Raw genomic sequence first — 24,986 nt, 5'->3', positions numbered from 1 at the left:
ATGAATAGCAGTGAAATTGCAAAACTTGCAGGAGTATCACGTAGTACTGTATCTAGAGTTATAAATAATTATTCAAATGTTCCGGAAGAAACAAGAGAAAAAGTCTTAAAGGTGATTAAGGAATATGATTATGTACCACATGCTTCAGCAAGAATGCTTGCTGGAAGTAAAAACAGAGTCATCGGTTTATTTATTATAGATTTGGTACATAAAGAAGATGGGCTTAAAAGTAGAATTACAAAAAGTCCATATTATTTAGAATTTACTAGTTCAGTAATAGAAACTGCCAGTGAAATGGGATATACAGTTCTTGTTCATATAATACATACTGTTGAAGGTTACGAGAAAATTAAAGAGTGTTTTTATAACAAGACTATTTCCGGAGGTATTTTCATAGGGCAGAATGATGATGATGAATCAATAAAAACAATAATTTATAGAGGTTATAAGGTTGTATTAGTTGATCAGTCAATTAAACCTGATGATGCTGTATACAACAAGTGCATGATAGTAAATGCTGACAACTACAATGGTGCCTATAATGCTACAAAATATCTTATAGATATGAATCATACACAAATAGCACATATCACAGGAGGTACAGCTAAATTTTCTTCCAATGACAGAATTAGAGGATATAAAAAGGCACTAGAAGATTCTAGAATAAAAGTGAATAAGAACTTAATCATAAATAGTGAATTTGTTGAAAAAGGTGGATATGATGCTACTAAGAAATTATTAAGTAGAAACATTAAGTTTACAGCTATTTTCGCTAGTAATGACAAAATAGCATTTGGTGCAGTCAAGGCCATAAGAGAAGAAGGACTCAAAGTGCCAGAGGATATTTCTGTTATAGGATTTGATGATATTGAGGCATCAAAATATTTTAACCCACCACTTACTTCAATAAAAATGGAGTTAGTAGAAATGGCAGATATAGCAACAAAGTCGATTATTACATCTATAGAAAAAGATGTGAAATTTTCAGCTAATTATGTAATACCAGTTACTTTAGTTGAAAGAAAGAGCTGTGAAATTTTGAATAAGTAATCAAGTAAATTCCTGATAAAATATATTCTATAGGAATATCCTCCCTTCAGATGATTTGATTTAGATATTATGTGAATATAAAAAGGAAATTCAAGCATTAAGATAAATAATTGCAGTGATGAATTTGAATATAGATTTATTAAAGTATGTTGGTAAGTTGCAAAAAGTAAAATTTAGATATTTAGGATTAGATATTGATAATGTTCTTGATAAGTTGCTTACAGTTCAAGTTCTAATATGTTTAAGTATTAGTATTATATTTAGAAAGGCTGGCTTTCAGCCAAGTTCATTTGAATTAATCTCATAAAATTATCAGGAGTTACGATTTTTACCTTTGGATTTTTATTTAGCTTATTAACTACATCATAAACATTATCCATAGTATTACTCCAAATATGAACATAAACAAATGTATAAGAATTAGGATCATTTATGCTAGTATACCCAGAGTTAATTCGATTATTTATATTAGAAATAAGCTGATTTTCATCTTCTAATCCGGACCAAAGTAAATCCCTACAAGAAACTACTGGTTTATTATTTGACCATATTATTTTACCTTCATAACTGTTGTTTTTATCATAATTAAGATAAAGAAGGCCTTCTATATTAGTATGAGATGTGTACTTATCCCACAAATCTTTTCTATAAAAGGCTTCATCATCAAGGATCAATACATTATGTTGATCAACTTTTGCCATATAATCGTTTAGTATTTTAGTATAATTATCTAGTTCATCAGATGGAAATTTACTTGGGTATATATAGCCATTCCCAGAAGGAGCAACTACAAAATTATCATTATATTCTTTAGATGATGCATTTTCATAGTATTTATTAAAAACAGTAGGAGCTAGATAATATAGAGAAGGATTTAGAGACCATCCTAAATTGAATCTGCCTCTATATGGAGAACCAAACCAATTTTTATTATTATAATTACTTCCAAGAAGCCATTGTGCATTATCTCCATCAGACATAATGAATGTTACATAATGAAAACCATCTTTTTCAATATCTGCTTTAGCCTTTTGTGTTTGAGATTTAAGTGGAAAAGAGCTTAAAACAGAAAGATTATAAGACCAATCGGAAGCAACCATATTTACGCCATATTTTGAAGCAAGTGAAACATTACCATGTTCATCAGGCCCCCAGCCTAGAATATGTCCATTATCATCCATTGAACTAAATATTTTTTCTCTTAAATCATAATCAGTTACATCATCTTCATAGAAAATTAAAGATTTAGATATCATTGCATAATCTCTTAAAGGGACATATTTGTCTGGCGATAATTCTATTACTGTGGAGTGATTTAATCCAGAATTCCAAAGAGTGTTGTAGGCCCAATATTTATCTGTATCTCTGCAATCTTTAACTAAGTTATTAATTCCATGATTATTTAAGATCAATTCTATAGACTCATCAATAGCAAGGGAGTCTTCTAAAGAAGCAAGTGTGCAAGCATTATTAATTGAAGATGGGTTTGAAGTACTATATAATACATAACCATTAACGTAAGATTTAAATTTCATTACTAATTTCCAAGGATTTTTTATTATTTTATATTTAATTTTATAATCATTTTTCAAATCATTAAGCCAGATTTTATAGTCCGGTTCGCTGGAAGTCAAAACATAAATCTGCGTGTCAGTTTTTGAAGCAATAAGTCCCTGGAGTGTTGATATCATAGTTTGCTCAGCTTTAGTCATATTATTTTCATCAATTATATAAAGTGTTTTTGGAATTATAGAATTTTTTATATAAATATCACTATTTTCATTAATTGGATTAATGCAATCATTAGTCATATTTAGAGAACATGTTTCTAAACAATTATTTTTGCAGTCATTATAAAAATCTTTAAGAAATTTATATCTTTTGCCTATAAAAAAGTCTACAGCATTTCTAGATCGAATTCTAGATAGTAGAACTTGACGTGCAATAATATCATTTAAATTTACTTGATTACAATTTTTAATTATGTCATACATTATCATAAATGTTGTAGTTCTTCCTACACCAGCTTTGCAGTGGAAATGCAGCCAGGTATTTTCAGGCTGATTGTTAACAAAATCAACAAAATATTTAACCATATCATCATTAGGTAACTCCCCATCTGTTACAGGAATTCTTAGGTATGAGATATTTTTATTTGTAACAAGCTGATTCTCATTTTCTACCCTAATTGGAGTAATTGTTTTATTAGTATTGAAAATAGTTAATGGCTCATTAATCTTTATAGAACTTAAATTTTTATTTTCTGTAGCAATAATATCGTCATAGCTTAATCCTTTATTAGCATTATTTTTTGAGTTAGCAAAGCTAATAGCAATACCATTTATGAATCCATGAGATTCCTCTCTCAAATCTACATCAATTATAGAAAAGTCATTACCTATTTCTTTTTGTATTAATGGAAGATTAAATTCAGTAAATTGTCCGCTTCCTGAAATATTTAGTTTATCCATACCAATTAAATTTAGAGATTTTAGTTTAGCTATATCGTTTATATTATTAGTTTTACGAAAATGTTGTGGTAAGTCTGAGATTGATTCAGAGTCCTGAATAATATGGATATCTTTAGAAGTAGAAGCTTGTGCTGGATAAGGTATAAAAGTAATTGTATAAAGTAAAGTAAATATTAGGATGAAAAATTTTTTACTGAAACTTTTCATAAAGACTACCTCCTAAATTAATATTAATAATATATAGGTTTTGTTAATTTTAGAGGCTTATTCAAAAAATGATAGAGGGACAGTAATTTTAATTGAAATTATAATGGAATATTTGATTAATAATGTAATTGATTTTTTAGCATTATTGAAATGTTATATAACACAATAAAAAAACAAAAAATTATTAATAAACATTGACAAAGTATGAGGGTTTGTTATAATGATAACAAGAAAATATATTGAAGGGAAACCAAAAGCATGAAAAAGGGAAATAAAATAACAGTTATGCAAAAATTTTATAGCTTTTTTTACTTTATAATCTGGGGCTTTTATTTTAGCGCTGGCTATTTATTTTGCAAAAAACTGAATAAAACCTTTTTAATGAGTGCTTAGTCTTTATAAAGTTTTTTGATAAATGAAATTAATATTTTTCGATATATTATAGAGCTCATTAATATAATGAGCTCTATTTTTTTATAATTAATAACAATAATTGCAAGGGGGCAAAATAAATGGTAGTAATATTAAAACAAAAAGCAAGTGAACAAGACGTAGAAAGATTAATAAAACAAATTGAAGCAAAGGGTGTTACAATAAGTCCGGTCCAAGGTAAAGAAATTAAAATTTTAGGATTGGTTGGGGATACAAGCAAAATTGATCCTTTAAATATTGAAGCAAATCCGATAGTTGATAGAGTAATGAAGGTACAAGAACCATTCAAAAAAGCAAATAGAGTGTTTCATCCAGAAAATACAATAGTTGATGTTAATGGAGTTCAAATTGGAGGAAAAAAATTAGCTATGATAGCTGGACCTTGTTCAGTTGAAACAGAAGAGCAAATTGTAGGAATTGCACAAGATGTTAAGAAAATGGGGGCTAATTTCTTAAGAGGAGGAGCATTTAAGCCAAGAACTTCTCCATATGCATTCCAAGGATTAAAATATGAAGGGCTAGAGTTATTAAAAGAAGCAAGAGAAAAGACTGGACTTCCGATAGTTACAGAGCTTATGTCTCCATATGATATAGAAAAATTCGTTGAAGATGTTGATGTAATTCAAGTTGGTGCAAGAAATATGCAAAATTTCGATTTACTTAAAGAACTTGGAAAAACTAATAAGCCAATTCTTTTAAAAAGAGGATTATCTGCTACAATAGAAGAGTGGCTAATGTCTGCTGAATACATTATGTCAGAAGGAAATGAAAATGTAATTCTTTGTGAAAGAGGAATAAGAACATATGAAACTTACACAAGAAACACATTGGATTTAAGTGCTATTCCAGCAGTTAAAAAATTAAGTCACTTACCAATAATCGTTGATCCAAGTCATGCGACAGGCAAGTATTGGATGGTAGAACCGTTAGCTAAAGCAGCAGTAGCAGTAGGAGCAGACGGACTTATTATAGAAGTTCATAATGATCCGGAAAATGCTTTATGTGATGGAGCTCAATCTATTAAGCCATCAAAATTTGAAAAATTAGTTGAAGAATTAAAGCCAATTGCAACTGCTGTTGGAAGAGGCATATAGCTCTTAGCGAAGAATTGAGCTTAGAGATATAGCCCATATCTACCTTTAGGTAGATATGTTCTTTAAATAGCTCTTAGCGAAGAATTGAGCTTAGAAATATAAAATATATATTCTTAGAAATATAAGAATATATATTTTAGAACTCAAGAATATGAGAATACAGGAATATATATTCTTGCATATTAGATAATTAGACTAGAAAATAAAATCAATAATCAAGAATAAGTAGTATTTTAAAATAAGGGGAGTGTAAAAATGGAAGACTTAGTAGTTAACCTAGGTGAAAGAAGCTATCCAATTATAATTAAAAAAGGACTAATTGACGAAACGGGTATAGAAATTAAGAAGGTTTTTAAAGGTAAAAAGATATTCATATTAAGTGATAAAAATGTTGCTTCTTATTATGGAGATAAAGTTAAAGAGTGCTTAATAAAAGAAGGTTATAATGTTAGATTAATGGCTTTAGAACCAGGAGAGGAGACTAAGTCTTTTAATACGCTTCCTTCTGTATATAACGAACTTTTAGATTTTAAACTAACAAGAAGTGATTTGATAATTACTCTTGGTGGTGGAGTTATTGGAGATCTTGGGGGATTTGTTGCTTCAACATTTTTAAGAGGTGTGGCTTTTGTTCAGATGCCAACTTCGCTGCTTGCTCAGGTTGATAGTAGTGTAGGAGGAAAAGTTGCTGTAGATTTAGAAAAAGGGAAAAATCTAGTTGGAAGCTTTTATCATCCTAAATTAGTTTTAATAGATCCAAATGTTTTAAAGACTTTAAGTGATAGATTTTTCAAAGATGGTATGGCAGAAGTAATTAAATATGGATGTATAAAAGACAGAGAATTTTTCTACTTCTTAAAAGATTTAAAAACAAAAGAGGAAGTTATGAACAACATAGAGAAAATTATACACACTTGTTGTGATATAAAAAGATGTGTTGTGGAAAATGATGAAAAAGATACTGGGGAGAGAATGTTATTAAATTTTGGACATACATTAGGCCATGCAGTAGAAACTTACTACAATTATAGCAAGTTTACTCATGGGGAAGCCGTTGCTATAGGAATGTATGAAATAAGTAAGATAGCAGAAGCAAAAGGTCTTACAGAAAGCGGAGTTGCAGAAGATATTAAAGAAATATTAATTCAATATGGACTTCCATATGAGGCACCAATAAAAGAAAGTTCAGATATATTAGACACAATATCTTTAGATAAAAAGAATATAGATAATGTTCTTAAAGTTGTTTTAATTAAAACAATGGGAGAAGCATATTTGGAAAAGACTACAGTAGATTTCTTTAGATAAATTATTGTATGAAAAATTTAAGGAAATATATTAAAAATTCTCAATGTTCAATGCTCAATGATTAATGAATTGAAAAAAGCAATATGCTTTTTATTATAGTATTTTTAGACAACCTATGGTTTTCTAAATTAATTGATCATTGATAATTGATAGTTAATAATTGAAAGGCGGTTAGCAATGGGGAATTATAAAGTTTATCCAAACAAGTTAAAAGGAAAAGTAAAAATACCACCTTCTAAGAGCATGGCACATAGAGCAGTAATTTGTGCAGCACTTAGTAATGGATTAAGCAAGCTTACTAATATTGATTATTCAGATGATATCATTGCAACTATTGATGCTATGAAATCTCTTGGGGCAATAATTAATAAGAAAGATTATTATCTTGAAGTTATAGGAATAAAATCTCCAGATAATAAATGTAAAGATATAGATTCTGAGAGAATCATAGATTGTAATGAATCTGGTTCTACACTTAGATTTTTAGTTCCAATAGCTGCAATTTTTGATGGGGCTAATAGATTTATAGGAAGAGGAAATCTTGGAAAAAGACCACTAGATACGTATTATAATATATTTGATGAACAAGGAATTAAATATACTTATAAGGAAGGAATATTGGATTTAGTTACTGAAGGTAAATTAAAAGCTGGGGAATTTAAGGTAAAAGGTAATATAAGTTCACAATTTATAACAGGATTGTTGTTTACGCTTCCTTTATTAGAGGGTGATTCTAAAATTATAATAACAACAGAAATGGAATCTAAAGGTTACATAGATTTAACATTAAGTGCTATGAAGGATTTTGGAATTAAAATTATAAATAATGATTATAGAGAATTTATTATAAAAGGAAATCAAACTTATGTAAGCAGAGATTACAGAGTTGAAGGAGATTATTCACAAGCAGCATTTTTCCTTTGTGCTGATGCACTTTCAAATGAAGTTATAGCAGAAGATTTAAAATTAGATTCACTTCAAGGTGATAAAGAAGTAATAGATATATTAGAAAGAATGGGAGTCAAGATTACTCCTAAAGATAATGGTTTCTTAGGAAAAGCACCTGAAAATTTAAAATCTACTATTATAGATGGCTCACAATGTCCTGATATAATTCCAGTAGTATCACTCGTGGCATGCTTATGTGAAGGATCATGCGAAGTTGTAAATGCAGGAAGATTAAGAATTAAAGAATGTGACAGATTAGCAGCAGTAACTTCTGAACTTAATAAGTTAGGTGCTAAAATCACAGAAAAAGAAGATGGACTCATAATAGAAGGTGTTAAAAAGCTTAAAGGTGGAGTTGAAGTTTGGAGTCATAAGGATCACAGAATTGCAATGACACTTGCAATAGCATCCACTGTATGTGATGAGCCGATTGTAATAAAAGATTACGAATGCGTTTCAAAATCTTATCCTATGTTTTGGGATGATTTTAAATGTTTAGGAGGTATAGTTGATGAGTGGAATGTGGGGAAATAAATTAAAAGTTTCAATATTTGGTGAATCACATGGTGTAGGAATTGGAATTACAATAGATGGACTTCCTTCAGGATTTGAAATAAACATGAATGAAATTCTTAAGGAAATGGCAAGACGTGCACCAGGAAAGAGTAAGCTTTCTACAGCAAGAAGAGAAACAGATTCACCGGAAATATTAAGTGGATATTTTGAAGGAAAAACAACAGGAACACCACTTTGCGCTATAATTAGAAACGGCGATCAGCATTCTAAAGATTATGGAAAATTAAAAGATTTAATGAGACCAGGTCATGCGGATTACCCAGGAAATATAAGATATAATGGATTTAATGATTACAGAGGCGGTGGACATTTTTCTGGAAGAATAACAGCACCACTTGTATTTGCAGGAGCTATATGTAAGCAAATATTAGAAAGTCATGGAATATTTATAGGATCACATGTAAAAAGTATTGGAGAAGTTGAAGATAAAAGTTTTAGTGAAGTAGAATTAACTAAAGAGTTATTAGATAATTTGAAAACAAAGGAACTTCCATTATTATTTTCAGATAAAGAAGCTCTTATGAGAGAAACTGTACTGAAAGCAAAAACAGATTTAGATTCAGTTGGAGGAACAATTGAATGTACTGTTCTTGGGATGAATCCTGGTATTGGAAATCCATTTTTTGATTCAGTGGAATCCACTTTAGCACATTTAATGTTTTCAGTTCCAGCAGTTAAAGGAATAGAATTTGGCAAAGGTTTTGAAATGACTAAACTTAGAGGCTCTGATTGCAATGATGAATACTATTATGATGGTGATAAAGTAAAAACTTATACAAATAATAATGGTGGAATTACAGGTGGAATTACTAATGGAATGCCAATATTATTTAAGGTGGGAATAAAACCAACAGCATCAATAGCTAAAAAGCAAAGAACAATAAATATAGATGAAAAGAAAGATGCTGAACTTGAAATACACGGAAGACATGATCCATGTATAGTACAAAGAGCAGTTCCTGTAATTGAAGCCGCTACTGCAATTGGAATACTTGACTTAATACTTTAATATTGGAGGTTCAGAATGTCAGATTTAGATGATTATAGAAAGAAAATAGATGAAATAGACCAGAAGATGACAGAGCTCTTTGAAGAAAGAATGAATGTTGTAATGAAGGTTGGAGAATATAAAAAAGCTAATAATCTTCCAGTTTTAAATAAGTCAAGAGAAGGAGAAGTTTTAAAAAAGAATATTGGATATCTTGAAAATAAAGAATATGCAGATGAGCTAAAAGCTTTCTTCATTAATATGATGAATATAGCTAAAGATCTTGAACATAAAAAGATGAAAGAAAAGTCTAATATTGATAAAATTTTTTCTAAACATAACATATATAAACATAAAAAAGAAAATTGTAGAGTAGGATTCTTTGGAGCTATAGGCTCGTTCTCAGAAGAGGCAATGATTAATCATTTCGGTGAAAGAGAAGATGCAAAATCATATAATGAATTTGAAGAAGTATTTGAAGCTGTGGAAAAAGAAGAGATAGATTATGGAGTAGTCCCAATAGAAAATTCATCAACTGGTGCCATTTCAAAAGTTTATGATTTACTATATAAATATGATTTTTATATTGTAGGTGAAGAATGTGTAAAGATAAATGAGCATTTGGTTGGAATTGAAGGAACTAAAATAGAAGAAATAAAAGAAGTTTATTCACATGAACAACCTTTCCAGCAAAGTACAGAATTTTTAAAGAATTATCCCGAGTGGAAACTTATACCGTTTCATAGCACATCAGTTAGTGCAAAACTTGTAAAAGATCTAAAGGATCCAACAAAAGCAGCAATAACAGGTGAAAGAGCAGCTAAGATATATGGACTTAATATAATAAAAGAGAAGATAAATAATAATAGTGAAAATACAACAAGATTTATAATTATATCAAAGAAAATTGAATCCGATTCAGAATGTAATAAAATAAGCGTTGTATTTTCAATGGAACATAAAGCAGGTACACTATATGAATTAGTTAGACATCTTGCAGAAAATCAGATAAATATGATTAAGATAGAGTCTAGACCAATGGAAAGTGGTGTGTGGAAATACTTCTTATATGTTGATTTTGAAGGAAATCTTGGTGATGTTAAAGTCCAAAAGGCATTAAAGAGTATTAATGAGAAAAGCTCATATTTTAAATTGCTTGGAGGATATTTGGGCAATTCATAATGCACAATGCACGATTTACAATTAAGGATGAAAAGCCAGAGGCTTTTCTTTGAATTTAGTATTGCATAAAAAATTGTTGCACAATTTTTATCCGCTTTGGTATATATAATATTTTAGATTTTACAACTCAAATCTATGCGTTTAACTTTATAAAAGGAGGAAAATCTTACAGATTTTCTTTAAATATAGTATTGCATAAAAAAATGTTATACAATTTTTATCCGCTTTGGTATTTATAATCTTTTGAATCTTATAACTCAGATCTATGAGTTTGACTTTATATATAGATAAACTTAAAAGAAAAAATAAAAATTTGTAAATCTAAAATAAATAAAAAATCACTTGACATGAATAAAGGCAAAAATTACAGTCAACAGTCAAAGTAATTGTGAATTTTGAATCGTGAATTGCGAATTGAAAAAGGTGGTGTTGAAAATGGAGTTTTATGGATTATTAGGAGAAAAGCTAGGTCATAGTGTGTCGCCTGAAATTCATCATAAAGTTTTTTCTATTATGAATATAGAAGGAGCATATAAGAAATTTGAAGTTTCTAAAGAAGATTTAGGCAAGGTTGCAGATTCAATAAAAACTTTAAAGATAAAAGGTGTTAATGTAACAATTCCATATAAAAGAGATATCATGCCCTATTTAGATTTTATAGCAGATGAAGCAAAAAAAATTGATGCTGTAAATACTATATTATTAAAGGATAATAAGCTTTATGGATATAATACAGATTACTATGGTTTTGGAACTATCATAAATAGAAATAAGGTTGAGACTAATGATAAGGTGGCTATGGTACTTGGAACAGGTGGCGCATCAAAGGCTGTAGTGACTTATCTTTTGGATAATAATGTTTCAAAATTATATTTAGTTTCAAGAAGTAAAAATGTTGTGTCTTCTTATGATGATTCTAGAGTTGAATATATTACATATGAAGAAATAAAGCATGTAAAAGGTGATATCATTGTAAATACCACTCCAGTTGGAATGTATCCTAATATAGATGCGAGTCCAGTATCGGAAGATATCATAGATAATTTTAAAGTTTTAATTGATATAATATACAATCCAAGAAAAACTAAGTTTTTAGAAATTGGAGAAAATCTAAATAAAAAGATATGTGGTGGATTAGAAATGCTAGTTGGCCAAGCGATAAAATCAGAAGAGTTTTGGCAGGATAGAAAAATAGATGATAAAGTGCTTGATGAAGTATATTCGTATATAGATACAGTTTTATAATGATCAATTATCAATTAAGGATAATTTTGCAATGCAAAATTTGAAATATGTTTATAGAAATTCTGAAAGAATTTCAACATTAATTGGTCAGTGAGTATTGATAAATTATAATTTTGAAAAACACAATTAATGATAAAATACGCAGTGGATTTCTATAGTGCATTGATTTTATTAAAGAAAAATCATTTACTAATTATGAATTATGAGTCAGTAAATTAATTGTGAACTGCGAATTATGAATTGATAAATTAATTGTGAATTGTGAATCGTGAATTGATAAAGTGGGTGTAGTATGTGGAAAAATATAGTTCTTATAGGCATGCCAGGATGTGGTAAAACAACACTTGGGAAAATCCTAAATAAAGAATTATCTATGGAATTCTATGATATGGACAATTATATAGAAAGAAAAACAGACAAAAAAATAAGTGAATTATTTGAAAAAGGGGAAAATTATTTTAGAGATATAGAAAGCTTAGCATGTGAAGAACTTTCTAAAAACAAAAATGTAATCATATCTACAGGCGGAGGAGTAATAAAAAGAAAAGAAAATATTGATTTTCTAAAAGAAAATGGTATTGTTATTTTTATTGATAGATCTGTTGATGATATTATTGGAGATGTGGATATTTCTAAAAGGCCGCTTTTGAAAGAAGGAAAAGAAAAAGTATTGAAACTATATGAGGAAAGATATTTACTTTACAAAAATTATGCAGATGAAATAGTAGTAAATAATAAAAATATAGAAGATACAAAAAATAAAATTATTGATATTTATAATAATTTATAGCTGAGAGCTCACAATAAATAGATAATTGAAAATTATGACTTACATTTTTTAATTTCTCTATATTTAAGAAGAAAATTATGAATTAAAAAAATTTAATTGTGAGTCATGAATTGTGAATTAGTAAATGAATTGTGAATTGTGAATCGTGAATTGATAAAAGGGGGTGTGTAAAATGAAGATTATGCTTATTAATGGTCCTAACTTAAATATGTTAGGGATTAGGGAAAAAGGAATATATGGAGCAAGATCATATGAAGAAATCTGTAATTTTGTAAAAGAAGAAGCAGAAAAAAGAGGGCATGAAATAACACTATTTCAAAGCAACTGTGAAGGCGAAATAATTGATGAATTACAGAAGGCATATTATGAAAAGTATGAAGGAATAATAATTAATCCAGGTGCTTATACCCATTATAGTTATGCAATACATGATGCAATAAGGGGGATAGATATACCAACAGTAGAAGTACATTTATCTAATATTCATACAAGAGAAGAATTCAGACACAAGTCAGTTACAGCACCAGCATGTATAGGACAGATGTGTGGATTTGGAGAAAATGGATATATACTGGCTATAAATGCTTTAGAAATGTATAAAAAGTAGTAGAAGGAATTATTATTAAATTATTTTATAATAATCCACGTAGTATAGTAGGAAAATATTAAGAAAAAATAGATGTTTAATGATTAATTATCAATAAGGAACTAAGATTTAAAGAAGTTTTTAGTATTATAATGTTCAGAGGAATTTTATTTAGTTTCTTTATTTATTGAAATTAGAATTAAACATTAATATATAAAAATATAGAGTAGGATAGGAGAACTAAAAATGATAATAATTATGAACCCAAAAGCAACGGAAGAAGAAGTTAGAAAGGTAAAGTCAGTAGTAGAAGGAAAGGGATTAGAAACTAATCTTTCAAAAGGTGATACTTATTTTATAATAGGAATAATTGGAGATACCTCAGTAATAGATCCTAAAAAACTACAAGTGCTTAAAGGTGTAGATAGAGTTATGAAAGTTCAAGAGCCTTATAAAAAAGCAAATAGAATATTTAAACCAGAAGATACGATTGTTAAGGTTGAAAATTCAATAGTAGGTGGCGGACACCTTGGAATAATGGCTGGTCCATGTTCTGTAGAAAGTGAAGAACAAATTGTGGAAGTAGCGAAAAGAGTTAAAAAAGCAGGGGCAAACTTCTTAAGAGGAGGGGCATTCAAGCCAAGAACTTCACCATATAGCTTTCAAGGTTTAGAACTTGAGGGATTAAAGCTTTTAAAAATAGCTAAAGAGGAAACAGGATTACCAATAGTTACAGAACTTATGTCTACAGATTATTTAGATACATTTGTAGAGGAGGTTGATATGATTCAAATTGGTGCGAGAAATATGCAAAACTTTGATTTATTAAAGCAAGTTGGTAGAACAAAGAAGCCTGTATTATTAAAGAGGGGATTATCTTCAACAATAGAAGAGTGGCTTATGTCAGCTGAATATATAATGGCTGGGGGTAATGATAATGTAATACTTTGTGAAAGAGGTATAAGAACATTTGAAACAATAACAAGAAACACTTTAGATTTACAGGCAGTTCCTGTTATAAAAAAATTATCACATTTACCTATAATAATAGATCCAAGTCATGCAGGGGGATACGCGTACTTAGTTGAACCTATGGCTAAAGCGGCTGTTATGTCAGGAGCAGATGGACTTATGATAGAAGTACATAATGATCCTGAGAATGCATTGAGTGATGGTCAGCAATCTTTAACTCCAGATGCATTCGATAAATTAATGTCAAAAATAAAAAAATTAGCAGATATGGAAGATAAACACTTATAAAAAGAGCAGATATGCTGCAATTTAAAAGGAAACTCCTATTCACATTCGTTCATGGGAGGGCTATACCACTAAGCTCGTATCTCGCTAAGTGTTATATGCCAAGGAAGCTCCTATTCACGTTCGTTCATAGGAGGGCTATAATGCTAGGTTCGTACCTCACCAAGCATTATATGCCAAAGAGTGGTTTGCTGTGATTTATAACTTTCATTTATAGAATAATTTTAAATTTTAGGGGGCTGTGTATTTATGAAAATAGTAGTTGTTGGACTTGGTGTTATTGGAGGTTCCTTTATTATGGCCTTGAAAGAGGCCGGATATAAGGATGTATACGGAATTGATGTAAATGAAGAAAGTTTAAAAAAGGCAAAAGAGAAAGAATTGATAAAAGAAGGTTTTAAAGATGGAAAGGAAATTATTAAAGAAGCAGATTTGATAATAATTTCTTTATATCCAAGATTAGTAAAGCAATTTATTCTTGATAATAAAGAAAACTTCAAAGATGGAGCACTTATAACTGATGCAACTGGAGTAAAGAAGTTTTTTATTGAAGATATTTTAAATATATTGCCAAATAACATAGATTTTATTTTTGGACATCCTATGGCAGGAAGAGAAAAGAAAGGGATTGATTTTGCATCAAGTCAAGTTTTTAAAGGTGCAAATTATATTTTGACTCCTATTAGCAGAAACAAACCTGAAAATTTAGATTTAGTAGAAGAATTAGTATATAAATTAGGATTTAAAAGAGTCAAAAGAATAGCACCTGAATATCATGATGAGATGATTGGATTTGTAAGCCAATTGCCACATGCTATTGCTGTTGGACTCATAAATAGTGATGTTGAAGGGCGTGAAACAGGGAATTTCATTGGGGATAGCTATAGAGATTTAACTAGAATTGCTAATATTAATGAAGACTTATGGTCAGAGCTATTTTTAGAAAATAAGGACAACCTGCTTAACTCAATCGATAACTTTGAAATTGAGTTAGATAAGATTAAGAATGCAATAAGAAATGATGATACACAAACATTAAAAGAGCTATTTATAAAATCAACTAAAAGAAGAGAAAAACTATAGGCACTAGAAAAAAATAAAAATATATTTTATTATTAATGTGAGTTTTTAATAAAATATATTTTTATTTTGCGTTTTAGTAGGATAAAATTAACTAATTATCTTTTATATAGAAAGCAAAATGGATATGTTATAATATAAATAAATATGTACTAGGAGGATAGATGATGACTAAATATGAGGAGATAGCAGAGGATATCAGGCAGGATATTATGAATGGTAAATATAATGTTAATCAGCAACTTCCATTAGAAAAAGAAATGTGTGAATATTATAATGTAAGTAGAATTACAATAAAAAAAGCAGTTGATCAGCTAGTTAGTGAAGGTTTAGTTGTTAAAAGAAGAGGAGCAGGGACTTTTATTAAAGATTTAGCATCTACTGAAGCTAGAGAATTAAGTATGTCTAGACAATTCACAGGATTTTCAGAAGGGCATAAATATAGTTCTGTAACTTCTAAAATAGTTAAATTTGAAGTTATTAATCCAGATGAGGAAATTGCTGATAAACTTAGAATTACAGTAGAAGACTTTGTATATCATATTATTAGAGTTAGATATTCTGATAATGTACCATTTGTTATAGAGTATACTTATATGCCAATATCGTTAATACCAGGCATAAAAAATGACGTATTAGAAAATTCCATTTATAGTTACATAGAAAATTCACTTAAATTAAAGATAAAGAGCGCTCATAGAACAATAAGAGCTATTGCCCCAAATGATACTGAACAAGAGTACTTAGAAATTGATAAAGGATTTCCTATATTAGAAGTTGAACAGATTGGTTTTTTAGATAATGGTAAGGCGTTTGAGTATTCAAAATCACATCATAAGGGAGATACGATAGAATTTAGATCTGTTAGTATAAAATAATAATATAAACCATTATTAGATACAAATAAGCGGAACTCTATATATTAAAAAAGAGTTTAGTTTTTATATTTTATCAATTAATATGGTGAAATACTTTAAAGACAGAAAGTTATATGAAAATTAATAATGTACTCGTTTTATTACCATTAAATGAAATAAGAAAAAGAGTAAATTTATTTAAATAGATTTATATACTAGACTTGAAAAAGAGGCAAGTATTTTCATAACTATAGAAAATGCTTTCCTCTTTTTTGAGTTTTATATATTGTTTAAAAATGTCATATTATAAGCATTTCGAAATTGCTTAGGAGTCAAATTTTCATATTTTTTAAAAAGTTTAAGAAAGTATTTTTCATCTATAAAACCTAATTCTTTTGCAATTTCTTTTATATTTAAATTTGAACTGCATAGAAGCCTTTTAGCATTAGAGATTCTTAAATAATTAATATATTCTTGCATACTCATACCCATTCTTTTTTTGAAATATCTAGCTAGATATTCTTTTGAAAAATTAAATTCATAAGCTACATCTTTAAGAGAGATATTTTTTGTTATGTGGATATTTATCCATTGTAATATTTTAGGCAAAGTATCTTCTTGAGGAACTATTTTTGGAGTTATTTTAAAATTTGAAATAACTTGTTCTGTTAGCTCTATTAAGAGAGAGGTAAGAATATAATTTACGCTTTGATTAGTATAGTAATTTGATTGTGATAAATGCAATAATTGACGAAATAGTATGTTTATTCTATCAAGATTTAGATCAGTAGCAAAAGTAGGTATTAATATATTTGATTTTAAACCATCAAAATATGGATTGTTTTTAGTCATATGGATTTCAGGGATAATATCAATATGATTAGAAATACTACAAAATTCATTACAATAAAAATGAGCCCAATAAAAAGATGTACCTTTAGGTGAGGAAGCATATCCCTTATGTTTACGTCCAGGCTCTAGAAGAAGAAAATCCCCTTCTCTTAGCTTATATTTTTCATCATCCTGTTCTATATAAACAGTTCCTTTATTAACTATAATTATTTCATAACTATCTATTATTCTCTCCATATGTATCCAATTACTATCAGATGTAAAATTTCCGCAGATTGAAGAAATTAAAGGAGTATCTATATTTGCTCTTAAATATCTCATTAGTCAATATTCACCACCTTTTGTTAATATAGTCTACCGACAATGGCTTTACGTTGTGGCATAGTTATATTGTACAAAGTATTAATCATAGTGTAAATGCAATTTAAAACACTTTAGATAAAAATAAAGATAAAAATATGGTTATCAAGTGAAACTAAATTAAATTGTAGTGCATATTGTAAAAGTTAGAGCTAATAAATGCATATATTCAGTAAGAGACATAATGAATAATAAAGGAAGGATTGATAATAATATGGAAAAAGTGAAATTATTAGATGGACTATTTAAAGTATCACAAGATAAGGGGAAGGAATACCTAGAATATTTAGATGTGGACAGACTTGTAGCACCATGCTATGAGGCAATAGGAAAAACTTCTAAAAAACCACGTTATGGTGGATGGGAATCAATGGCTATAAGTGGCCATTCTTTAGGACACTTTTTATCAGCTTTAGCATCTATGTATGTTGCAGAAGGAGATGAAAATTTAAAATCAAAACTTGATTATGCTGTATCTGAACTTGCATATCTTCAAACTTTTGATGAAAAAGGATATGTTAGTGGATTTCCAAGGGAATGCTTTGATAAAGTATTTACTGGAGAGTTTAATGTTACAAGATTTGAACTTGGAGATAGTTGGGTTCCTTGGTATAGCATTCATAAGATATATGCAGGACTTATTGATGCATATGTATTAACTGGAAATGAACAAGCACTTGAGGTTGTTATAAAAATGGCTGATTGGGCTAAAAAGGGAAGCGATAATTTAACAGAAGAACAGTTTGATAGAATGCTTTACTGTGAACATGGTGGTATGTGTGAAGCTATGGCGAATCTTTACGAAATAACTAAGAATAAAGATTATCTAGATTTATCAAGAAGATTTTATCACAAAGAAACATTGACTCCATTAACAAAGTTAGAAGATGAACTGGAAGGAAAGCATGCAAATACTCAAATACCTAAGGTTATTGGTGCAGCAAGACTTTACGAAATTATTGGAAATGAAGATTATAAAAAAGCTGCTATATTTTTCTGGGATGTTGTTACTAGAAGCCGTTCATATGTTATAGGTGGAAATAGTAGAGATGAGCATTTTGGAAAGGCAGATACTGAAAAATTAGGAGTTACTACAGCTGAAACCTGTAATACTTATAATATGTTAAAGCTTACAGAACATTTATATTCATGGAATCATGATTCAAGATATATGGATTATTATGAAAATGCACTATATAATCACATACTTGCATCTCAAGATCCAGAGTCAGGAATGAAAACTTATTTTGTTTCAACTAAGCCTGGACATTTTAAAGTTTATTGCTCACCTGATAATTCCTTCTGGTGTTGTACAGGTACAGGAATGGAAAATCCAGCAAGGTATATAAGGAACATATATTATAGAGATAATGATGATTTGTATGTAAATCTGTATATTTCTTCGGAAATTAAATTGGAAGATAAGGGCATAATACTAAAACAAGAAACAAATTTTCCTGAAAGTGATAGCACAAGATTTGTATTTGAAGAAGGTGAAGAAAAGTTTATTAATATAAACATAAGAGTTCCATATTGGGTAAATGGAGAAGTTAAGGTAGTTGTAAATGGAAGTACTGAATATTCTAAAGCAGAAAAGGGATATATATCTATAGAAGGTAACTGGAATAAGGGTGATATTATAGATGTGAAACTGCCAATGAATATACATGTTTATGCTTCAAAAGAAGATAAAAGTAAAATTGCTTTTATGTATGGACCAATTGTTCTTGCTGGAGCATTAGGAAGAGAGAACTTTCCAGAAACAGATATTTTAGAGGATCAATTAAAATTAAATCACTATCCAGGAATTATAGTTCCAACCTTAGTAACAGATAATTTAAATATTGAAGAATTTATAAAACCTGTAAATATTTCAAAATTAATTTTTGAAACTGAAGCAATAGGTGAGCCAGGAAATGTGAAATGCACATTAATTCCATTTTATGCACTTCATCATCAAAGATATACAATTTATTGGACAAGGATGACAAGTGAAGAATATAAGAAAAATGAATTAGCAAGTGCTGATTATCAAGAAAAATTAGATAGAATAACAATAGATTCAGTGAATCCAAATGAACAGCAACCAGAAATAGAGCACAAAATGAAATGTAAAAATTCAACATCTGATTATTCTAGTGAAGCTGGAAGAGGATGGCGTGAAAGTATGGATGATGGGTATTTTAGCTATGAAATGTCTGTAGATTCAGATGAACAAAACTATTTAGCCGTAACATATTGGGGTAGTGATAAAGAGTGTTTTATTGATGGAAAAAGATATATAAGAGAATTTAATATATATGTAGATGGTACTTTGATATTACAAGAAACATTAAATGAAAATAAGCCTTATGCACTTTTTGACAAATTCTATGTTATACCTAAAGAATTTACTAATGGTAAAGGGAAAATTGAAGTTAAATTTACTTCAAGTGATGAGAAAATTGCAGGTAGAATTTTTGGAATAAGAATTGTATCAAAAAATGAACTATAAGTCATTAAATATATAAATTTTTAAAGTTTAGACAATTAGTAATCTATAGATATCAATGATATATCTTTGATACGTCTTATAGTTTTAGCAATAGCTATTATTTAATTATAAGGTATTGTGTACAATCATATTATAAACATTTATACAAAATCTTTCTATTTTATTTGTTACATGATTACTTATAAGAAAGGTTTTTATAAATGTTTTTCTTTCAATTACGAAATTATTATTTTAAATTATAATCACTATAATCAGATAAAAATAAGGAGTATGAAAGGAGTAAAAGGGTATATGAGAGTTATTTTAAAGATGATTATTGTAGATGATGAACCAAGGCATCGTAAGGGATTAGTAAATCTTATTGGAAAGTTAAGACCTAATTATGAAATAAATCAATTTAAAAATGGAAACGAAGCTTTAGAATATTTAAACAAGAACAAAGTAGATATTATAATAACAGATGTAAAGATGCCAATTATGGATGGAATATCATTTGTTAAGAAACACAAGGAAAATGAAAAAAGCGCTAAGATAATAATTTTAAGTGGATATGCAAATTTCGAATATGCTCAGAATGCTATAAGTTTAGGTGCTTTTGACTATATATTAAAACCAGTTGATGAAGAGATAATATCTGAAATGTTAATAAAAGTGGAAAAAAGTATTTATGAAGAAGAGGAACAAAGAAAAAGAGAAGAACAGCTATTAGAGAGTTTAAAGAGTAAAATGCAAGTTTATTCAGAATGGGAATTTAATAAATGGATAAAAGGAGAAGTTAAGAAAGAAAATTTATTAGAGGTCAAAAAATATTTAGCTGAAGATGGACAAGGATGGATAATAATTACGAAAATAAGCGATGATATAGATGAAAATAAAGAGGAAATTTTAAATGATATTAAAGATGTAATTACAGAGAAGCTTAGATGCTATGGAAATGTTATATCTTTTTATTTACGCGATAATGAAAAAATGTTAATAGCTGCAATTAAAAGAAATGATAATAATTTTTATGAAGTAGAGTTTCAACAGTTAAATGAAATAGTAGACTATATTAAGAGTGAGTATTGTATAAATATAGCTATTGGTGTAAGTAGTAAGTGCAATAGTATTTATGAAGATGCAAGACGATGTTTTGATGAAGCCGTTGATGCATTAAAACTAAGATTCTATTTTAAAAATAGTAAAATTATGAGTTTTTCTGATAAAAAGCAAATTAGAAAAAAAAGTGTGATTATTAGTTATAAAGATGAAGAAAGGTTTAATGAATTGATTTGCAAACAAGATAAGATTGAAGCAACCAATTTAGTGAATAATATTTTAAGTAAATTTATGGAGTGTGGCTATTCAGAGCCAAATGAACTTAAGAATTATATTATAAGATTAATTATTAATAGCACAAAAGAAGTCGAAAATTTTATGACAAGTGAGACGTATACTGAAATCACAACTAATATTATTAATACAATAAATTTAAGCAAAGATATAGTAGAGCTAAAGCGAAACTGTAATTTGATAATAATAAAGATAATTAGTGTGCTTGAAAGATGGAAGAGTAATAAAAGTAGAGTCATTTTTGATAAATATTTGAAGTATATACAAGACAATTACATGTATGATATTTCTCTAGAAAGTGTTTCGGAAAAATTTCATTTTAATTCAAGCTATTTCAGTGCTATGTTCAAAGAAAGAGCAGGCATGAATTTTGTTAAGTATCTATTGAAATTGAGAATTCAAAAATCTTGCGAATTGTTATTAAATAGTGATAAGAAAGTATATGAGATATCAGCCTTAGTTGGATATAATGATGTGAAATATTTTAATAGAGTATTTAAGAATGAAATGAATGTTTCTCCAGATGAGTATAGACGTTTAAATTCATTAAATAAACGAGGTGCAATGTGAATTCATTAAAAAATAAATTTATCACCATTATTAATAACATTGGACTTAAACAAAAATTAAATATAACTTATATAATATTAATTGTAATACCAATAATCATAATGACTGCTGTTTACTATAAAATAAGTTCTGATATTATTATAAAAAATGCAGAAGATAGTTCTTTAAAAATAGTTAAAAATAATAATAACTTAATAAATTTAAAATTAAATAAAATAGTAGAAAGTTCAGATGCAATAACATTAGATAATGATTTATATGATATAGTACATGATTATAAAGAATCTAGCGCATCTCAATTAATTGCGCTAGATAAGAAGATAAATAGTATATTATTTAAGTATTTTAATAATTCAGATGTTTATTCATCTCATATTATTACCAGTTATTATAACTTTGGAAGTGGTGAGATACCAATACCTAAAAATTATTTTTATACATCTAAATTATATAAAATTGCACAAGAAAGTAATGGCTCTTTAACATGGGTGCCAACATATAAGTTTACAGACGTATATAATTCAAATGAACTGGAAGATATGGATATAGAATATAGATATTTATTTTCTGCAGTAAAAATAATTAACAATTTAAATCGTGATAACATACGTTTTGATGATTTAGATGAAAATACTGAAAAGCCATTACTAATAATAAATTTTAAACCTAATTTATTTAAAGACATTGTTGAAAGTGATATCCAATATAAAGAATCTCAGTATTTTATATTTTCATCTATGGGGGACATAGTATATAGCACAAATGCATCTGACTTGGCTACAAAGAAAAAACCAATGTGGCTAGAAGAAATAGCTGAAAATAAGAGTGGAAAAATAAAAAAAGATATAGATGGAAAGAAAATGATAATATGCTATGACACCATAGAATCCACAGGATGGGTATCAGCAGTAGTTATTCCAGTAGATTCTATTTTAATAGAATTAGCTAGTATGCGTTATTTTATATTATTTTTAGGAATTATACTAATAATTTTAGCTTCAATATGTGCTAGTTTTATATCAAAATCTATTACAAAACCAATAGATAAATTACTAGTAGCTATTAAAAAAATGGGCGAGGGAAAGTTTTCTACTAAAGTTCAAGTAAATAGAAATGATGAAATAGGAAATCTTATTAAGAAATTTAATGAGATGGATGATAAGATTTCAACTTTAATTGAAGAGAACTATATAAGTAGTATAAGAGAAAAAGAAGCTATAATAATGTCTTTAAATATTCAATTAAACCCACATTTTCTTTATAATACTTTAAATATTATTAATTGGATTGCTATTGAGAATAATGAAAAGGAAATTAGTAAAATGATCATTAGCCTTTCAAGCATGTTAAGATATACTGCACATAATAATGAAGAAATTTCTGACTTTAAGAAAGATTTGGAATGGTTAAAAAAATATATCTACATAATGCAAAATAGATTTGAGGATAAATTTAATGTTTTTTATGAGATAGATGAAGACGTAGAATTCTATAAAGTTCCAAAGCTTTTTTTACAGCCTTTTGTAGAAAATTCAATTATTCATGGATTTAGTATGATTGATAGTGGAGGAAGTCTAAAAATAACAGGAAGATTAGAAGGAGAGATGGTATATTTTAGTGTTGAAGATAATGGTAGGGGAATGGATAATAAAAGAATAAAAGAAGTCATGGAAACAAATACGGATAATATTGGTATAAGAAATGTGAATAATAGAATTAAGTTGATTTATGGAGACAGGTATGGTGTCACTATTCAATCGGAAATAAATAGAGGTACTAGAATCACAATAAATTTACCTAAAAGTGAAAAAACTAAAAAAAGTATACTAATCCAATAAAGTTAGAATTTAACTTATAAACGTTTTCAAATATAATTTACTTGTAAGAATAAGTTAAAGAACTTAGGGGGGAAATATATGAAGATAAAAAAAATAGTTGTATCAATTCTTTCAGCTGTATTTATTACCAGTACATTAGTTGGATGCGGTAGTAATACAACATCTACAGAATCATCAACAAGTAATAATTCAAATGGAGAAGTTGTTACATTAACCTATACTACTTGGGGAAGCCCGGAGGAACTTAAGGCTCAAACTAATGCCGTTAAAGAGTTCGAAAAGAATAATCCCAATATTAAGGTTAAGCTTCAGCATATACCAACAGATTATGATACTAAATTAGCAACAATGATAGCTGGTAATACAGCGCCTGATGTATCACTTATGTATAAGACTACAGCATTAGCATGGGCTGATCAAGGAAAGATACGAAATATATCACCTCTTTTAGAAAAAGATAGTGAAATAAGTGAGGATACCTATATAGATGGTTCATTTATACACACAGATAAAGATACCATAATAGGAATTACTCCGTGTCAAGAAGTTTTTGGATTATATTATAATATTGATGCATTTAAAGAGGCAGGAATAGAATTACCACCAACTAAAGCAGAAGATGCTTGGACTTGGGATGAATTCATAAAGATATGTCAAAAGTTAACAATAGACCAAAATGGTAAGAATGCTACAGAAGACGGATTTGATCCTAATAATATCAAACAATATGGAATGAATATGCCAACTTCTATATGGCAAACATTTTTAAATCTTAACGATGTAAAATACGTTAGCGATGATGGAATGAAATCAAATTTAACAGATCCAGTAGTTATTGATACAATTCAGAAACTTGCAGATTTATCTGTTAAATATCATGTAGCACCATCACCAGCGCAATCTAAAACTCTACCAGCACCAGCTGTAGCATTACAGTCAAAAAAGATTGCTATGGATTGGGATGGACAATGGGTACAAATTGATTTAGCAAATGCCAAAGTTAATTATGATGTTGGTGTACTTCCTAAAATGAAGAATAACAAAACTACATTATTTGGTGAAGTTATGTGTATGTTTGATACTACTAAGCATCCAGAAGAAGCTTGGAAATTCTTAAAATGGATGACTTCAGGGGAAGGGACTAAAGATTTAATTACTAGTGGATTATGGATGCCGACGGTAAAATCGTGGTATACAGATCCTGAAATAATTGAATCATGGGTAGTAAAACCAGGACATCCAGATGGATATAAAGAAGCTATTTTAGATCAAGCAATGAACAATAGCGTTCCAGATTCAGGATATTATATAAAGAATTCAGTTAAGATATCTTCAATCATATCACCTGCTCTTGATCAAGTATGGAGTGGTGACAAAACAGCAGAAGAAGCATTAAAAGAAATAGAGCCTAAAGTAGTACCAGAACTTAAAGGAGTTTATACTAACAAATAACCAATGACAGCTAGATT

General features: G+C 28.5%; 18 protein-coding genes. 16 read left to right on the top strand and 2 right to left on the bottom strand.

Translation table 11 applies throughout. The features are described from left to right. Positions 1 to 1,050, top strand: a complete 1,050-nt coding sequence (locus BN2920_RS19135; protein WP_058296557.1) for a LacI family DNA-binding transcriptional regulator — start codon at positions 1 to 3, stop codon at positions 1,048 to 1,050. A gap of 260 nt (positions 1,051 to 1,310) precedes the next feature. Here BN2920_RS19135 and BN2920_RS19130 read toward each other — a convergent pair whose 3' ends face one another. Next, complete coding sequence (locus BN2920_RS19130; RefSeq protein ID WP_058296556.1) at positions 1,311 to 3,728, bottom strand: GxGYxYP domain-containing protein; 2,418 nt, start codon at positions 3,726 to 3,728, stop codon at positions 1,311 to 1,313. A 512-nt stretch (positions 3,729 to 4,240) separates the two neighbouring features. Here BN2920_RS19130 and aroF (BN2920_RS19125) point away from each other — a divergent pair. From aroF (BN2920_RS19125) to BN2920_RS19075, 11 genes are all read left to right on the top strand, one after another. Beyond that, complete coding sequence (aroF, locus tag BN2920_RS19125) at positions 4,241 to 5,254, top strand: 3-deoxy-7-phosphoheptulonate synthase (RefSeq protein WP_058296555.1); 1,014 nt, start codon at positions 4,241 to 4,243, stop codon at positions 5,252 to 5,254. Positions 5,255 to 5,509: 255 nt separating this feature from the next. Further along, positions 5,510 to 6,562 carry a 3-dehydroquinate synthase gene (aroB, locus tag BN2920_RS19120; protein ID WP_058296554.1) on the top strand — a complete coding sequence of 351 codons (1,053 nt, stop codon included), beginning with the start codon at positions 5,510 to 5,512 and terminating at the stop codon, positions 6,560 to 6,562. Positions 6,563 to 6,739: 177 nt separating this feature from the next. After that, the gene (gene aroA / locus BN2920_RS19115) at positions 6,740 to 8,044 is read left to right on the top strand and encodes a 3-phosphoshikimate 1-carboxyvinyltransferase (RefSeq protein ID WP_058296553.1); all 1,305 of its coding nucleotides are present in this window, start codon (positions 6,740 to 6,742) and stop codon (positions 8,042 to 8,044) included. Further along, positions 8,022 to 9,095 (top strand): chorismate synthase, encoded by a 1,074-nt coding sequence (aroC, locus tag BN2920_RS19110; RefSeq protein WP_058296552.1) that lies wholly within the window; start codon positions 8,022 to 8,024, stop codon positions 9,093 to 9,095. The genes aroA and aroC overlap by 23 nt, the downstream gene beginning before the upstream one ends. A 15-nt stretch (positions 9,096 to 9,110) precedes the next feature. Next, positions 9,111 to 10,256: a prephenate dehydratase gene (gene pheA / locus BN2920_RS19105; RefSeq protein WP_058296551.1), complete on the top strand. Its 1,146-nt coding sequence runs from the start codon at positions 9,111 to 9,113 to the stop codon at positions 10,254 to 10,256. 435 nt (positions 10,257 to 10,691) lie between these two features. Further along, on the top strand, positions 10,692 to 11,501 hold the full coding sequence (gene aroE / locus BN2920_RS19100; protein ID WP_058296550.1) for a shikimate dehydrogenase: 810 nt from the start codon (positions 10,692 to 10,694) through the stop codon (positions 11,499 to 11,501). Positions 11,502 to 11,793: 292 nt separating this feature from the next. After that, positions 11,794 to 12,291: a shikimate kinase gene (locus BN2920_RS19095; protein WP_058296549.1), complete on the top strand. Its 498-nt coding sequence runs from the start codon at positions 11,794 to 11,796 to the stop codon at positions 12,289 to 12,291. A 172-nt stretch (positions 12,292 to 12,463) separates the two neighbouring features. Next, positions 12,464 to 12,898 (top strand): type II 3-dehydroquinate dehydratase, encoded by a 435-nt coding sequence (gene aroQ, locus BN2920_RS19090; protein ID WP_058296548.1) that lies wholly within the window; start codon positions 12,464 to 12,466, stop codon positions 12,896 to 12,898. A gap of 225 nt (positions 12,899 to 13,123) precedes the next feature. Next, positions 13,124 to 14,137 carry a 3-deoxy-7-phosphoheptulonate synthase gene (gene aroF / locus BN2920_RS19085; RefSeq protein WP_058296547.1) on the top strand — a complete coding sequence of 338 codons (1,014 nt, stop codon included), beginning with the start codon at positions 13,124 to 13,126 and terminating at the stop codon, positions 14,135 to 14,137. A gap of 246 nt (positions 14,138 to 14,383) precedes the next feature. Beyond that, entirely contained in the window at positions 14,384 to 15,217 is an 834-nt protein-coding gene (locus tag BN2920_RS19080; RefSeq protein ID WP_058296546.1) for a prephenate dehydrogenase, read from the top strand. A 164-nt stretch (positions 15,218 to 15,381) separates the two neighbouring features. Continuing rightward, a complete protein-coding gene (locus tag BN2920_RS19075; protein ID WP_058296545.1) occupies positions 15,382 to 16,092 on the top strand; it encodes a GntR family transcriptional regulator in 711 nt (236 codons plus the stop codon). A 258-nt stretch (positions 16,093 to 16,350) separates the two neighbouring features. On the opposite strand, the gene BN2920_RS19070 is transcribed toward BN2920_RS19075, so the two are convergent. Further along, entirely contained in the window at positions 16,351 to 17,244 is an 894-nt protein-coding gene (locus BN2920_RS19070) for an AraC family transcriptional regulator (RefSeq protein ID WP_058296544.1), read from the bottom strand. A 223-nt stretch (positions 17,245 to 17,467) separates the two neighbouring features. Between BN2920_RS19070 and BN2920_RS19065 the strand changes: the two genes are divergently transcribed. The 4 genes from BN2920_RS19065 to BN2920_RS19050 all read left to right on the top strand — a co-directional run bounded on the left by BN2920_RS19065 (position 17,468) and on the right by BN2920_RS19050 (position 24,969). After that, the gene (locus BN2920_RS19065) at positions 17,468 to 19,777 is read left to right on the top strand and encodes a glycoside hydrolase family 127 protein (RefSeq protein WP_198157503.1); all 2,310 of its coding nucleotides are present in this window, start codon (positions 17,468 to 17,470) and stop codon (positions 19,775 to 19,777) included. Positions 19,778 to 20,068: 291 nt separating this feature from the next. After that, positions 20,069 to 21,679: a response regulator transcription factor gene (locus BN2920_RS19060; RefSeq protein ID WP_172437825.1), complete on the top strand. Its 1,611-nt coding sequence runs from the start codon at positions 20,069 to 20,071 to the stop codon at positions 21,677 to 21,679. Beyond that, complete coding sequence (locus tag BN2920_RS19055) at positions 21,676 to 23,517, top strand: sensor histidine kinase (RefSeq protein ID WP_058296542.1); 1,842 nt, start codon at positions 21,676 to 21,678, stop codon at positions 23,515 to 23,517. The genes BN2920_RS19060 and BN2920_RS19055 overlap by 4 nt, the downstream gene beginning before the upstream one ends. 78 nt (positions 23,518 to 23,595) lie before the next feature. After that, positions 23,596 to 24,969: an ABC transporter substrate-binding protein gene (locus BN2920_RS19050; RefSeq protein ID WP_058296541.1), complete on the top strand. Its 1,374-nt coding sequence runs from the start codon at positions 23,596 to 23,598 to the stop codon at positions 24,967 to 24,969. The last annotated feature ends 17 nt before the right edge of the window (positions 24,970 to 24,986 follow it).

This window comes from Clostridium neonatale (assembly GCF_001458595.1).
Taxonomy (GTDB): Bacteria; Bacillota; Clostridia; order Clostridiales; family Clostridiaceae; genus Clostridium; species Clostridium neonatale.
The sequence above is the reverse complement of the archived record's forward strand: the minus strand, read 5'-3'. Positions and strand labels throughout refer to the sequence as shown.

What these genes read in the sequence shown, in the direction of transcription:
- BN2920_RS19135 (WP_058296557.1), top strand. Translation starts at nt 1, where the DNA reads ATGAATAGCAGTGAAATTGCAAAACTTGCAGGAGTATCACGTAGTACT.
- BN2920_RS19130 (WP_058296556.1), bottom strand. Translation starts at nt 3,728, where the DNA reads ATGAAAAGTTTCAGTAAAAAATTTTTCATCCTAATATTTACTTTACTT.
- aroF (WP_058296555.1), top strand. Translation starts at nt 4,241, where the DNA reads ATGGTAGTAATATTAAAACAAAAAGCAAGTGAACAAGACGTAGAAAGA.
- aroB (WP_058296554.1), top strand. Translation starts at nt 5,510, where the DNA reads ATGGAAGACTTAGTAGTTAACCTAGGTGAAAGAAGCTATCCAATTATA.
- aroA (WP_058296553.1), top strand. Translation starts at nt 6,740, where the DNA reads ATGGGGAATTATAAAGTTTATCCAAACAAGTTAAAAGGAAAAGTAAAA.
- aroC (WP_058296552.1), top strand. Translation starts at nt 8,022, where the DNA reads ATGAGTGGAATGTGGGGAAATAAATTAAAAGTTTCAATATTTGGTGAA.
- pheA (WP_058296551.1), top strand. Translation starts at nt 9,111, where the DNA reads ATGTCAGATTTAGATGATTATAGAAAGAAAATAGATGAAATAGACCAG.
- aroE (WP_058296550.1), top strand. Translation starts at nt 10,692, where the DNA reads ATGGAGTTTTATGGATTATTAGGAGAAAAGCTAGGTCATAGTGTGTCG.
- BN2920_RS19095 (WP_058296549.1), top strand. Translation starts at nt 11,794, where the DNA reads ATGTGGAAAAATATAGTTCTTATAGGCATGCCAGGATGTGGTAAAACA.
- aroQ (WP_058296548.1), top strand. Translation starts at nt 12,464, where the DNA reads ATGAAGATTATGCTTATTAATGGTCCTAACTTAAATATGTTAGGGATT.
- aroF (WP_058296547.1), top strand. Translation starts at nt 13,124, where the DNA reads ATGATAATAATTATGAACCCAAAAGCAACGGAAGAAGAAGTTAGAAAG.
- BN2920_RS19080 (WP_058296546.1), top strand. Translation starts at nt 14,384, where the DNA reads ATGAAAATAGTAGTTGTTGGACTTGGTGTTATTGGAGGTTCCTTTATT.
- BN2920_RS19075 (WP_058296545.1), top strand. Translation starts at nt 15,382, where the DNA reads ATGACTAAATATGAGGAGATAGCAGAGGATATCAGGCAGGATATTATG.
- BN2920_RS19070 (WP_058296544.1), bottom strand. Translation starts at nt 17,244, where the DNA reads ATGAGATATTTAAGAGCAAATATAGATACTCCTTTAATTTCTTCAATC.
- BN2920_RS19065 (WP_198157503.1), top strand. Translation starts at nt 17,468, where the DNA reads ATGAATAATAAAGGAAGGATTGATAATAATATGGAAAAAGTGAAATTA.
- BN2920_RS19060 (WP_172437825.1), top strand. Translation starts at nt 20,069, where the DNA reads ATGAGAGTTATTTTAAAGATGATTATTGTAGATGATGAACCAAGGCAT.
- BN2920_RS19050 (WP_058296541.1), top strand. Translation starts at nt 23,596, where the DNA reads ATGAAGATAAAAAAAATAGTTGTATCAATTCTTTCAGCTGTATTTATT.